The organism is Streptomyces sp. NPDC002868 (assembly GCF_055563295.1).
Genome location: NZ_JBVHDR010000020.1, coordinates 1 through 13,110 on the forward strand (window position 1 = coordinate 1; position 13,110 = coordinate 13,110).

A 13,110-nucleotide genomic window follows, 5' to 3' on the forward strand; every position below is an offset into this window, starting at 1 on the left:
GGCGCAACAGCGACGAGCGGTGCATCACCCGCCCCAACCGGTGGCACGGCATCTTGATGTAGTCGGGCTCAGTGATCCAAACGAAACTGCCTAGCTGCGTCGAAGAGATCCGCGAGCACCTGTACGAGCTCGTCGGCGGCGAGGCATACGAGCGCAACTACCGCGTCCTGTGGGGGGAATCGAGCCGGCTCCTCCTGGAGAGCGTGTGCCTGCGCGGGGACCGGAGGATCGGGCACGTCCTGGAGACGCTGCACGACGCGGGCACGGATCCGGCCAGGCTTTCCGCCGAACGGCTCCGGGAGGCCCTCGCCGCGCACGGCCTCGACCACCGCCGCTATGCGGCGGCTGGATCCGTACGAGCCGGTCCCCTGGGACGTGGTCAACGATGTCGACCGAGACCAGGAGAGCCGGCTGATGGCCGAGCTCGACCGACGGGCCGCCGAAGCCGCGGGCCCGGGCAGGCTGTTGGTCATCTGACGTCCCCGCCCTGAGCAGCGCCGCTGTCGCCGAAGAGTCGGGTCAGGGCCCACCGGTTGTCGACCCCGAGCTTGCGGAAGGCACGCGTCAGGTGGGCCTCGACCGTCTTGACCGACAGGAACATCGCCTGCGCGATGTCGCGGTTGGACAGGCCCTGGCCCGCCATCTCGGCGATCGCGCGCTCACGCGGGGAAAGTACGGACGGCGCCGCATCACGCGCCCGCGGTCCCAGCGCCCCGATCCGGCGCTGCGCGTTGACCGCCTGCGTATGCAAGTGACCCGCGCCGTACGCCATCGCGGTCTGCTTGGCCCGGCGGACGTTCTCCACTGCGTCGTCCAGCCGCCCCGCCTCGGACAGCACTTGGGCGAGGGACAGCCAGGCCCGGCATTCGTCGAATACCTGCCCGGTGGACGCGAAGTCCACCGCCGCCGAGGCCAGCGACTCGACGGCGGCATCCCTGTCTCCATCCACGGCGCACGCCCGCGCGACGGCCGCGTATCCGTGCTGGCCTCGCAGCCCCACGACTGCGGCCGCTTCCGCCGCGCGCTCCGCCCAGGCGCGTGCCGCCCTCGGCCGGCCACGCGCCGCCTCGGCCTGTGCGGCGGTGCTGTACCAGGCCGCCTTGACGGAGTGCGTCGGCCCGGAGTGCTCCGGCCGGGCCATGACTTCCTGCACGAGCGTGACGCAGTCGTCCAGCCGCCCCTGCTCAAGACGTATGGCGGCGAGCACTCCGGCCGTCAGCCCCCACAGTCGGCCGCGGGCCCGGACGGTCCGCATGGCGCGCTCGGCGAGGGGCGCGGCGGTCATCGGATCGTCGCGCAGCACGACCGCCTTCGCGTGCAGCGCCAGCGCATAGCCGAGCAGATCGGACTGGTCCAGCAGATACGCCATCTCCTCGGCGTCCTCCGCCGATCCGACCGCGTCCGCGAGCTGTCCCACCTCACGCACAGCCCACGCGTGGCCGAGGAGGAGGTAGGGCAGGACATGACTCTGCCCGGTGCGCCGGGCGATGCGGATGCCGCGGCTGGCATGGCGGACGGTGTCGTCATAGCGCTCGGCGAGCAGTTCGGCCCAGCCCAGCTGGCTCAACGGATCGAGGAAGGCAGTCAGTTCCTCGTCCTCCATGGCGTCCACGACCGTCGCGGCCCGCGTGGCATGCGCCAGCAGTGCCTCGGTCTCGCCGTTGTAGGCGGCGCCCAGGGCCCGGCACGCGGCGGCGGCGGTCCGCGTTCCCCGGTCTCCGGTGCGCGTGGCGTGACCCAGTGCCGTGTCCAGGTACGCCGCCGACTCGTCGTATGCCCGCTGGACCATCCGTACGGTCGCCAGCTCCAGGCGTAACGGGTTGGCGACGGCGCTGGTCTCGGGCCAGGCGGCCAGCTCCGCCTCCAGCACGGCCTGTGCCTCGCCGAGGCTACCCAGGATGCGCTCGACCTGCGCCTGCAGGGTCACCACCTGGACCCGTCGGTCGCGCCGGTCGGGCGGGAGCAGCTCCAGCGCCTCCCCCAGTGATTCCCTGAACCCCGCGAGGTCGCCGGTGAGCCCCAGGGCACGCGACAGCGCGAGCAGCACGCCGAACCTCGGCTCGTCCGGTCCGTCGGCGGGTTTCAGCAGCCGTAGCGCGGCCCTCAGCCAGGACGCGGCGGTCGCCGGCACGGAGTACATGGTGCGCTCGGACGCCTCGCAGAGCAGCTGAACCGCGTCCAAGTCGCCGGGCTCGGCCGACCGTGCGACATAGGGAGCCCGCTCGACCGGGCCGGCTCCGGCGTCGCGCAGCGCCCGGTCGGCTCTGCCGTGTGCCGCCAGCCACCAGCCGGGCGGCGACTCACTGGAGATCAGCTCCCGCAGCAGAGGGTGCCGGAACTCCAGCATCCGCCCGGGCGCGCCGGACGGCCCGCCAGGGCGGACCAGGTCCATCCGGGCCAGGATGTCCAGTGTCTCCAGGGCTGTTCTGCGCGGAAAGTCCGCGACGGCCGCGAGGAGTTCCGGGTCGAAGGGGTCACCGAGCACGGCGGCTGCCCTCAGTACGGTGAGCTGCGACGGGTCGAGCAGCGCCACTTCCCTGACCAGGGCGGCCCGCAGCGAACGCGGCAGGTCGGCGAAGCGCCCCGCGCCCACCTCCTGCGGCCGCTCCGCCAGCCGCGCAAGCACTTCCAGATAGAGGGGATTGCCGCCGCCGGCGGCGTACAGCGCGTCACGCTGTTCCTGTGGCAACGCCGCGCCGAACAGGAGTTCCGCGGCCTCACGGCCCAGCGGCGCGAGTCGCAGCCGCTCTGCGCGGTAGGCGTCGGCGGTCTCCGACAGGCATGTCAGCAGCCTCGGCCGGGCCTGGCGCGGCCGGTAGGCGCAAGCGAGGACCACGGGCACCTGAGGGGGGTGCCGGAGCAGGTAATTCAGCAGCTCCAGCGAGCCGTCGTCGGCCCAGTGGAGATCATCGAGGCACAGCAGGACACCTCTGTCCCGGCCTGTGCTCTCCAGTAGCCGCGCCACCGCTCCGAACAGTCGGAACCGTTCGACGACGAGCGGCGGCGTGCCGGAGGGAGCGGGCTTGGACGGATGGGTCAACGCCATGTCGAGCAATTCCCGCGTCCCATCGTCCACGGCCGCTTCCGCGAGGCGCTCCGTGTCCTCCAGAAAGGTACGCAGTGATTCGGCGACCACCCCGAAGGGGCGCTCCCGCTCATACTCCGAGGCCCGGCCGGACAGCACGGCCAGCCCGCTCTCCCGTGCCCGCGTGGCGAGTTCCGTCAGGAGCCTGGTCTTGCCCAGTCCGGGGTCGCCGGTGACTTCGACGACCGTCGACCGGCCCTCGGCACAGGCGTCGACCGCGAGACGCAGGCGTGCCTCCTCTCGCTCCCGGTCCGCCAGGGGCGTAGCCGGACGCGGCGTGGGTGACATCTCGTTCCTTCCGCCTCTCACCGCGGCCCGCCGGCCATGTCCCGGATGCCGCGTATCGCGTAGGCGGCCCGTTCCGCTGCCGAGGGCTCGCGGTTGAACAGGACGTGCATTTCAGCCCACTCGAAGTAAGCGGCGTCACCTGCCCCGAAGAACGGGAAGCTCATGAGGAGTGCTCTTTCGGAGAGGCAGCGCCATCGCGATCGGCTGTGAACGCCCAGGCTCGCAGCCTCCTGTGCATGACACATCCGTAGAACTACGTAAACCTGGTGCGCGGCTCTCCGGTGGGTTGCGAGTACGGCCGGACCAGCGCAGCCCGCTCAGCGGTTGTCGGCGTCGGGCATCCGCTGAAGGGCCCGGTACAGGGCCATGCGGGAGGAGATACCGAGCTTGCGGTAGATCCGGCTGAGGTGGGTTTCCACGGTTCTGGTGCTGACGAAGAGCTGATCCGCGATCTCTCGTGAACGTTTGCCGGCTGCCGCCAGTTCGGCAATTTCGCGCTCACGCGTCGTGAGCAGGTCCGGAGCCTCCTGATCCGTCGCGCTCGCACCCGGAACGGCCGACTCCCGTGTCGCCTGGACCTGTGCCCGGACCCGTGCCGCCTCCTCGCGTATTCGCAGCGCGCCGCAGCCGAGGGATACCTCCAGAGCCGAATCGAGCCAGGTCAGGGCCGCGTCGTGGCCTTGCGCCGCCTGGGCCGAGCGCGCTCCGGTCACCAGCGTCCAGGCTTGCTGGACCGGCATGCCTGCACGGCGGAAACCCTCCGCCGACTGGTGGAAGAGCTCTGCCGCGGCGTCGTGCTCGCCGTCGGTGGCGTGGAGTGCGGCTCTCGACCGTCGGACGTACTCGAGCTGGATCGGCAGTTCCAGCTGCTGCGCGGCGGCCTCAGCAGCCTGGGCCCAGCGGCGGGCCGCACCGGTGTCGCCGCACCGCAGCGCCGCCGTGGACAGCATGCCCAGCAGCGACGGGCGGAACGGAGGCTGCACCAGCCGCAGTTCCTCGCCGCCGCCTTTCTCAAGGAGGGTACGGAGGCACCCGGCCGGGTCTCCACCGACGAACTGGGTGTGGGCGAGCAGCCCGACCGCGGAACTGGCCCACCAGCCCGTCCCGCGGGAGGTCTTGCGAACCCCCTTCTGGGCGAGCGCGACCAGCCCGGCGGTGTCCCGCCGCCCGCGTGTCCATATCAGGGCTGCGGCGCGCATCGTCATGGCCAGTCCCTCGCCGTCGTCCGCGCCGAGAGCACGGGCGAGCATTTCTGCCTCCCGAGCCCGGCGCCGGGCGTCCTCCAGCCGTCCGGTCCACTGGTCGAGGATGGACAGGCCCATCAGCTGGTTCATCAGGACGTGCTTCTGACTGCCGCCGCTGGTGGCCTCGAGCCCCCGGCTCAGATGCCGGTAGGAATCCACGAACCGCTCCAGGTACATCTCGGCGCAGCCGAGCAGCGCCAGCGTCTCGGGAATGTCAGCGGCCACTGTGTCCGGCAGGCTGTCCACAAGCCGGGCGCACCGTGTGACCTCGGGTGCGGCCTTCGCCAAGTCTCCGAGGTAGGTCTCGCCGAAAGCGGCGAGGACGCGCACCGCCGTCCCCCACGCCTGGTCGGCCTCGCCCGCCGTCCGCGCCGCCTCCCGGACCAGGGCGCGTGCCCGCCCGTAGGTGCCGCGCCACACCTGCACCTGCCCGTACGCCAGGATCAGCCGGCCGGGTGCGTCGGGCATCGGCTCCGGCAGCGGGTGCGGCAGCAGGTCCAGGGCTGCGTGCACGACCGCATCGGCCTCCTGGTACCGGCCGAGCAGCCGCTCGACATCGGCGCACACCGCGTAGGCCTTCAGGCGCAGTTCATCGGGAAGGTCCGAACGCTGGCCGAGCACGTCGTGAGCGAGGGTACGGGCCTCCCGGAGGCGTCCGGCAGCGGTCAGCGCCCGGCAGCAGTCCAGTGCCAGGTTGGCCCGTGACGCGCTGATCCGTTCGCCGCCCGGCAGGGTGTCAAGTGCCAGGCGGAACCAGCGGGCTGCGGTAGCGGGCGTTTCGGTTGCGGCCTCCGTCGCGCCCTCGATCAGGACCTGGAGGGCTGCGTCGCCGTCCGCGCCCAGCAGGTGCTCGGCGTGCCGCGCGCGTGCGGCGGCAGGGGCCCGGCGCTCGGTCAGCAGGTCGAGGGCACGTCTGCGGGCGGGCAGCCGCAGCGAGGGGTTCGCGTGTTCCAGGGCGACATGGCCGAGTACGAGGTGGCGGAAGACGAACCGGCCGCCCCAGTGCGACGGCCGTATCAGGTCTCCGCGGGCGAGTTCGCCGAGGGCACCCAGGGTGCGCTCCAGGCCGAGTCCGGAGACCTCGGCGACGTCCCCGGCAAGGAAGGGGTCGCCGAGCACGGCCGCCACGCCGACTGCCGTCGTGGCGTCCGGGCTGAGAGCGTTGAGTTCGGCCGTCAGCGCCGCGGCCTCACGGAGCAGGCCGTCAGGATTCACTCCGGGGCGCTCCGGCCAGTTGTCGGGATGCCAGCCCGCGGCAGCCAGGATCCGCAGGTTGCGAGGGTTGCCACCGGAAGCGGCATGCAACTGCTCGGCGTACCTTTCAGGACTGAGGTGCTCCCAGGAACCGTCCCACGAGATGGACTCCTGGCCTGGCAACGAGGCGTGGGGTGAACGCTCGGTGGCGACACTGCCCTTGGCGCGCCAGTGGTCCAGCAGCGCCGCCACCTCGCCGACATCCAGTGAGTCCGGTTCCACGCGCAGCACGGTTGCGGCGTGCACACCGTGCTCCAGCGCCTCCAGCAGCAGCGAGCCGGTCTGCCGGGGGCGATGTGCCAGGGCAAGAACGAAGGGGCCGGGCACGGGAGTACGCACGAGCTGAGCGGCGAGCGCTGCGGACTGCCGGCCGCAATGGTGCAGGTCGTCCAGCACCAGCACGCCGCCGCGCGCGGACGCCCACTGCCCCAGAGCGCTCCGCACATCTGTGCCCACCTGGAAGTCGGAGTGTGCCGGTGCGGGAGAGGGCGGTGCCGGGAACGGCGGCAGCTCCGGCGCCCGGTTTCCGCCGGGCCCGCAGGCGGCGTGACCGTCCCATGCGTCCCTGAATACCTGGTAAGGGATCTTCGTGTCACGTACGGCGTGCGCTCGCAGCACTCGTGCACCGGTTGCCGCGGCTCGAGAGGCCAGCAGGCCCAGCAGGCTGGTCTTACCGATCCCTGGATCCCCGGCGATCTCCACGACCATTCCCTGTCCTGCCGCGAGAGCCTCCAGGACGCCGGTTACCCGCGCGGCTTCCGTTGCCCTCCCGACCATGGGGGAATCCGTCTCCTGCGATGGCACCACGAACACCTGCGCTCCTCCTCGCCTCGCCCTGACCCCAGCAGCAGAATGTCTCTGCATCCCGCCTCGGCCGGGTGAGCCGCGTCGGAGAAGCGAACGGTGGGCTGCCCTCTACAAGCTTCAGCCTGAGCATAAGTTGGGGCACTGACACCCCCCCCCACCCACCGCGCGGGCACCGTGAACACCACCACAGCCCGGCGCCCACGGCGGCCAGGCAGCGTGTCTACGTAATGAATTACGCAGTTTCGCTGATGCCGTCGGCATGAGGGTTTGGGAAAGTCGGCCTCTCGACAGCCTGGTGCGTCACGATACCGACGGTGTGGATGCGCTCGGCGGCCGACCGGCGCCGCCGCGATGGCACACGGGGTCCGCTGCTGCAGCCGTGGGCGCAGCAGCGGACATCATTCGTGCGTACAACATCGCCCGCCACCGGCCGTTGGTCATCGTGTGCACACGAGTAAGGGTGCCGGTGCCGAATGCGCTGTCCCGGTGCCATGAGTTCGCTTGTCAGTGGCTGTGGCTATGGTTCCGCACATTACCGAGGGGGTCCGGTTCCCCCTGCGTATTTCGATGATTCCTTGATGGCAAGAGGTGAGGACCGATGGGTTGGTTGTCCGCCGGCGACGGCTATGAAATCGCCTTGGTGGAGGGCCGGGTGGCCGCGAGGGCCACAGCGGGCCGGGCTGCGGGGCGGCAGTTGAAGTCGCTTCCGAAGGCGTTGCGGGAGCACCCCGAGGTGGACCGGCTGCGCCGGTTCGCCGAGTGGCTGGACCGGCATGCCACCACCTGCCTGGCGCAGGTGGACACCTGGATGGTGTCATCGCTGCCCGTTCCGACCGGACTGCTGGCCAGAGTATGGCCGGACGAGGCCTGGCAGTCGGCGCTGCGCGACCTGGTCGTGGTCGGGGACGACCGGGACGAGGTGGGCTTCCTGCGGGACGCCACCGACTCCGGCGAGCTGCGCGTGGTGAACCTGGACGGCGAGACGGTTCGGCTCTCGCCAAGGACGGTGACCCTGCCTCATCCGGTGCTGCTCGAAGACCTGGACGACCTGCGGGAGTTCGCCGCCGAACTGGGCGTGGTGCAGGGGGTGGAGCAGATCCACCGGGCCACCTGGACCAAGCCGGCCGACGCCGACCTCACGGAGAAGTCCACCGAGATACGGGAGTTCGCCGGCGGGAAGTTCTCCTCGCGGTTCGGTCTCGCCGCCCGGGCCACCTCGCTCGGCTACCGGGTCTCCGGGGGCTACGCCACGCACCGGGTGCGGGACGCCGGGGGGACCTCCGAGGCCGCCGTGTGGATCGGGGAGCCCTACTGGGACGGCGAGTTGGAGACCGGCGGCCTGACCTGGCACGACCCGGACGGCCGGTCGCTCCCCCTGCGGGAGGTCAGCCCGGTGGCCTGGTCCGAGGGAATGCGCATGGCCGCGGCGCTGTACGCCGGCCGCTCGGTCGAGGAGGGGAAGGACGCATGAGTAACACGGTTGAGGTTTCGCAGAGGGAGGCCGTGGAGTTGCTGACGGCCGGGGCGGTGCTGCCGCCGGGTACGGAGGGTGCGGGCGAGCGGGCGGTGCCGCTGACGGCGCGTACGTACCGGCATCCGGGGCTGGACGACCGGGTGGTGGTGCGGCTGGTCGCGGGTGAACTGGGCGCGGCGGAGGACCTGGCGGCCGACTTCCTGGGCCTGGAGCAGGACGCCGAGCCGTCAGAGGTCGGGCTGGGGCTGCGGCAGTCGCTGGGCTTCCCGGAGTGGGTGCTGGTGCACCACCCGGAGGACGGCCACCACGCGCTGGCCGTGGTCCCGGAGCTGGAGCGGGCGGCCCGGCAGGCGAAGTCGAAGCCGAAGGCGGCCCTGGACGCATACCAGCAGCTCGCCGGTCAACTGGCCGCCGCCGTACCGCACTTCCTGCCGACCTTCTACGAGCAGGCCGGGCGAGTCTTCCTGGCGGTGGAGAACGCCACGTACGCCGCGCAGATGTTCTCCCGGGCCCGCAGGGCCGAGGCCGGGCATGGCCTGCAGGTCGACGAGGACCGGCTGGACGAGGTGTTCCTGGAGTTCGCACTGGCCGGCGCACTGCCGGTGAAGGTGCTGTCGGGGTACGCGAAGGAACTGGCCGCGCGGGTGCCCGCGGAGGAGGCATTCCGCCGGTTCCGCAGGCTGTGCGTACGGCGTACCGCGGGCGGTCTGCAGCCGTCGGCGCAGATGGCGGGCGACCTGCGCCGGCTGGCGCGGGCGGCGGGTACGGACGCGGACGCCGAGGAGCGGGCGTACCTGGCCGAGCTGCTGGTCCTGCCCGCCACGCTGCGGGCGGCGACGGGCTGGTGGAAGGCCCATCGTCCAGCACTGGTGGCCCTGGCCCGGCAGGAACCCGCGACACGCGGGACGCTGTTGAACCTGATGCCCGCCAGTGGCGACGGTGAAATGCCCGGGCTGTGGCTGGAGTTGCTGGAGGAGTCCGGCGCCACCGCCGGGCTCTGCGAAGCCACGCTGCCCGGGGAAGAGCGCCCCGTGGACGGCACCGCGGGCTGGTTCGAGCGGTTCTTGGCGTTCCGGAGGTCCGGCTGGCGGCAATGTACCCGCCTGCCGGTGCTCTACCCACAGGTGGAGCGGATGGCCGACCAGCTGCGCGCCGAACTCGCCGGGTCGGGCCGGGCGCTGCCGACCACGAACCACGACGTAGACCTGCTGGACCTGCTGCTGTCGCTGGGCGTGCCGGTCGCCGACCCCGGGGAGAACACCGGGCTGAGCCTGGAGCAGTGGGCGATGGACGAGGGGCAGCGCGATCTGGTGGCGCTGGAGGCCGACCCCCGGTTCCGGCCCGCATTCCACCGTGGGGCGAACAGGTTGAGCAACGACCAGGACGGGCTGCGGGCCCTCCGAGTGCTGGCCCAGTCCCCCGGCGGGCGCCCGATGCTGGCCGAGTGGACGCGCGAGGTGGCGCAGCAGTCGTCTGCCGCCGGCCTGCCGCAACTGCCCGACGCTTTGCGGCGCCTGGCCTGGCTGCCGGGCGAGGCCCTGGTGCTCGCCGAGGACGAGGTGCGCGAGGCTGCCGGAACCGACCTCGCCCCCGTGCTCGCCCGGGCGCTGAGGGCCGGGCTCTTCGACGAACTGGGCTGGCCCGCATGGGAGGAGGCGGCAGCCGCTCTCGTAGCCCCGAAGGACGTCGACGACCTCATCATCGCGGACGCCTGGCCCCATCTGATCGTCGCACGCCCCTCGCAGGCCAGGGTGATCGGTGCCGATGGCACCGTACTCACCCACGACCTGCGGATACCGGCCGGGGACGGCTGGGGGGACCCGGGTTTCCACTACGTGGACGGCGAACTGCTCGTCTACTGGAACTCCCGGGCACTGGGCAACGGGCTGCGCGGATACTGGCACACCTCCGCCGACCGCCTGCAGCCGATGGATGGCGGCAGCAGTACCCGAGGCACGCGTATGAACTGGTATCGCAGCACCGGCGCGACCACCCTGCCACTGCCCAGCGGCGGGCGGACCACCGGCACCGGAGTGGTGCACCGCGGGGACACCGCACTGCCCGACGAACGGTCAGTGATCACCGACGGGACCTCGTACTGGGTGTGGACCTGGGACGGGTCGGATCACGACACCGCAGGGTGGTACGAGTACGACCCGGCCACCGGGGAGCACGGACGTAAGGGCATGCCCGGCTTCCTCGCCGACGCGCTGCACAACTCCCCGGCGGGCACCACCTTCCACTCCGGCTGGCTGCTGCCCGCTCCGTCGGCCGAAGCCACTCCCGCCGGGTTCCCGGTGAACGGACTGCTCGGCTGGCGGGTGGTGCAGCTGCCCGACGGCTCGCTGCGCGGTGAGGACCTGGCCGGACACACCGTCACCATGGCGAGCGGCTCCGAACGGCCGTCCCGTGCAGTGGTGTTTCCCGGGGACGACCGGCCCCGGGCGGTCGTCCAGGGCAGCTACAAGGTCAGTCTGGTCGACCCGGACGGCGTCGTCACGGCGGTGGCCAAGACGGACGATCCCCCGGGGGCGTTCGCAGAAGGCACTCTGATCCTGCCGCCACTGCGCTATTGGCACTGCCTTCAGCCCCGGGACCCGCAGGGCTCCGTGGCCCTGCGCCGGATCGACCGCGACACCACGGCAGCGCTGCTGAAGGCCGCCAACGCCGGGGAGAAGGAGGAACTGCCCGCCCTGATCCGCACGTTGCTGCCGCAGGTCAGCCATGACGCGCTGGTTGCGGGCATCGCCGGGGTGGTGCGGTTCGCCGCCGCGCAGCAGGCCTCGCTCGACTCGGTGGCGGCCCGGCTCACCCAGGCCCTCGAGGGCGGGCACCTGGAGGCTTCGCCGGCCGGCCCCGCCGACGGGCTGCTCGAGGAAGCGATCAGCGGCCTCGGTGGCTCCAGCGGCTACCGGTGGTCCCGCGTTTGGGAGTCCGACAGCGCCTTCCGCCAGATCCGCACCGTCGGCCAGGCGCTGCGCGACGCTCCTGAGCCCGCCCCGGCAGTCCGTCTGCACTTCGACGGGCCGGAACTCCCGCAGGCCGTCCTGAACTGGGAAACCCTGCTCGACACCTGCGCCGCCATGGCATTCCGGGCCGCATCGGTGCTCGCCGAGCAGGAGCACCGGGAGGCACTGCACGAGCTGCTCCGCGAACTGGACTCACTCGGGCTGTCCACGGCCGACGAGCCCGCCCGCTGGCGCCGTTTCCGGCTGCACCTCGACGACACCCTGCTCACCAAGGCCGATGGTGCACGGCGGGACGGCACCTGGCGCGGGCTGCTTCAGCTGAACGGCGGCGCCTTCCTGGCCTTCGTGGACACAGGGAGCTCGGACAGTAACGGCTGCGAGTTCACGGCGCTCTTCCACGATCCGTCGGGGCGTTTCGACGTTCCCGCGCCCTACACCGTGCGGTCCTCGTCCCGCGTCGGTGAGACCCGGGAAGCGGGCTGGTTGGGGGCGTTCCTGACCGAGTCGGCCGGGTGCGGCCCGGCGCCCTGGTTCCCGGAGGCGGCCGAGGAGTTCGCGCGGCTCACCGGGGTCACGGAGACGATGGCCCGGCTGGTCGTGGCCGGGATGCCGCGGGCGGACACGTACGAGCGCAGCTTCCTGCCGACCGAGGCGCGGACGACGCTCGGGGTGAAGGTGACCGAATCGGCCGTGGCCAGAGACGAGCTGCGCCACCTGTGCGCCGACATCCGGCGTGCGGTCGTCGCGGCTCTGCTGCCCGCGGAACCCGCCCGGCTGTGGAAGGACGGCCCGGACGTGGCCGCGGCGGCGGACATCTGGAACAGCAAGGTGGGCAGGCGGGTCGCCGTCCCCGAAGGGCTGCTCGCGGAGGCGGTTCGCGCCGTGCGGCCCGCATGGTGGGAGTCGTCCCGCGCGCTGCCCGCCCTGCTCGACCCGGCCGCCGCGCCGGAGCTGAGCCGGGACCTGGCGTGGGCGGTCAGCGGCGACCGCGTCCGCCCCGCCGACAAGGACAAGGACGCCAACGGGTTCACCGCGAACACGCTGATCGGTTCGGTCGCCCAGGCCGCCTGGCTCGCCCACCGGCTGCCCGCGGGCCACCGGATACGAGCTGCCCTGCCCACCGCGCTGACGGCTGTACGGGACCGACTGGCCAACCCCGAGCTGATGCTCGACCTGGGCCGGTACGTCGGCCTTCCCGACTTCCGGAAGGTGGCGGGTGCCCCGACTGAGGTCGGCGAGGGCTACGAGCGCTACGGCGCCGTCATCATGGCCACCCACGACGACCAGCCCGCGCCGGGAATCCGTACGGCACTGCTGGACGCGGCCGGCGAAGACCCCTACCTGTCTGCCCTGCGCGGCGACGACCAGCAGCCGTTCCCTGCCGAGGTGGCTCTGCGTCTCGCCCGCGACCCGCGCTTCGAAGCGTTCCTCGCCGACCCGGGCGACCCGGCCGCGGGAGAGCGGGGCAAGGACGGCACCTGGTGGGCGCAGGACCCCACCCGGTCCGTGCCCGAACTGGTCACCGAGGCAGCCAAGGAGTTCGGCATCAGCGAGGACACCGCCGCGCTCTACCTGGCTCTGCTCGGCATGCCCGACCCCACCGACCGCAACACCGCGAGGTGGACGGGCTGGAAGCCCGCCCGCCTCAAGGCCGCCCGCGCCGAACTGGCCGCCACCGACCTGGTGGTCGAAGCCAGCCGCACCCGCGCCGCGCGCTCGCTCTTCCTGCCGGGAGGCTGGGTCGACCTCAAGGCCCCGCGGCTGCCGCTGGAGCAGTGGAAGCTGCCGCTGTACGACCTGGTCAGCGGTGAGAGTGCGCCACTGGGTGTGCTCGTCCCGACCGAACCCGCCGCCGACCTCTACCGCAGGGCCTGGCAGCGTATCCGGGAAGGCGACGCTCCCCGCTTCGCGGAACTCAAGGTCCGGCGCGGCAGGCGCCGCTGACCCTGTGAGAGGCAAGTGGTGCGGCGACTACCCGGTCGTCGCCAC

7 protein-coding genes are annotated in these 13,110 nt (G+C 72.1%); 3 read left to right on the forward strand and 4 right to left on the reverse strand.

Annotated features, from left to right (window positions below):
- Nucleotides 1–68: 68 nt before the first annotated feature.
- On the reverse strand, nt 69–329 hold the full coding sequence (locus ACZ3H8_RS35720) for a hypothetical protein (protein WP_467408888.1): 261 nt from the start codon (nt 327–329) through the stop codon (nt 69–71).
- Between the two features lie 7 nt (nt 330–336).
- Here ACZ3H8_RS35720 and ACZ3H8_RS35725 point away from each other — a divergent pair, with 7 nt between their 5' ends.
- Nucleotides 337–477 carry a hypothetical protein gene (locus ACZ3H8_RS35725; protein ID WP_467408891.1) on the forward strand — a complete coding sequence of 47 codons (141 nt, stop codon included), beginning with the start codon at nt 337–339 and terminating at the stop codon, nt 475–477.
- Here ACZ3H8_RS35725 and ACZ3H8_RS35730 read toward each other — a convergent pair.
- The 3 genes from ACZ3H8_RS35730 to ACZ3H8_RS35740 form a co-directional block, all read right to left on the reverse strand.
- Complete coding sequence (locus ACZ3H8_RS35730) at nt 470–3,373, reverse strand: ATP-binding protein (protein WP_467408892.1); 2,904 nt, start codon at nt 3,371–3,373, stop codon at nt 470–472. The genes ACZ3H8_RS35725 and ACZ3H8_RS35730 overlap by 8 nt on opposite strands.
- A gap of 17 nt (nt 3,374–3,390) precedes the next feature.
- Entirely contained in the window at nt 3,391–3,537 is a 147-nt protein-coding gene (locus ACZ3H8_RS35735) for a hypothetical protein (RefSeq protein ID WP_467408893.1), read from the reverse strand.
- Between the two features lie 153 nt (nt 3,538–3,690).
- Nucleotides 3,691–6,648: a helix-turn-helix transcriptional regulator gene (locus ACZ3H8_RS35740; protein ID WP_467408896.1), complete on the reverse strand. Its 2,958-nt coding sequence runs from the start codon at nt 6,646–6,648 to the stop codon at nt 3,691–3,693.
- A gap of 628 nt (nt 6,649–7,276) precedes the next feature.
- Between ACZ3H8_RS35740 and ACZ3H8_RS35745 the strand changes: the two genes are divergently transcribed.
- A complete protein-coding gene (locus tag ACZ3H8_RS35745) occupies nt 7,277–8,149 on the forward strand; it encodes a DUF4132 domain-containing protein (protein ID WP_467408897.1) in 873 nt (290 codons plus the stop codon).
- Nucleotides 8,146–13,065 (forward strand): ATP-binding protein, encoded by a 4,920-nt coding sequence (locus ACZ3H8_RS35750; protein WP_467408900.1) that lies wholly within the window; start codon nt 8,146–8,148, stop codon nt 13,063–13,065. The genes ACZ3H8_RS35745 and ACZ3H8_RS35750 overlap by 4 nt, the downstream gene beginning before the upstream one ends.
- The last annotated feature ends 45 nt before the right edge of the window (nt 13,066–13,110 follow it).

Excerpts from the sequence above, each read along its gene's own strand:
- ACZ3H8_RS35735 (WP_467408893.1), bottom strand. The coding sequence starts at position 3,537 with ATGAGCTTCCCGTTCTTCGGGGCAGGTGACGCCGCTTACTTCGAGTGG.
- ACZ3H8_RS35750 (WP_467408900.1), top strand. The coding sequence starts at position 8,146 with ATGAGTAACACGGTTGAGGTTTCGCAGAGGGAGGCCGTGGAGTTGCTG.
- ACZ3H8_RS35745 (WP_467408897.1), top strand. The coding sequence starts at position 7,277 with ATGGGTTGGTTGTCCGCCGGCGACGGCTATGAAATCGCCTTGGTGGAG.
- ACZ3H8_RS35725 (WP_467408891.1), top strand. The coding sequence starts at position 337 with ATGCGGCGGCTGGATCCGTACGAGCCGGTCCCCTGGGACGTGGTCAAC.
- ACZ3H8_RS35740 (WP_467408896.1), bottom strand. The coding sequence starts at position 6,648 with ATGGTCGGGAGGGCAACGGAAGCCGCGCGGGTAACCGGCGTCCTGGAG.
- ACZ3H8_RS35730 (WP_467408892.1), bottom strand. The coding sequence starts at position 3,373 with ATGTCACCCACGCCGCGTCCGGCTACGCCCCTGGCGGACCGGGAGCGA.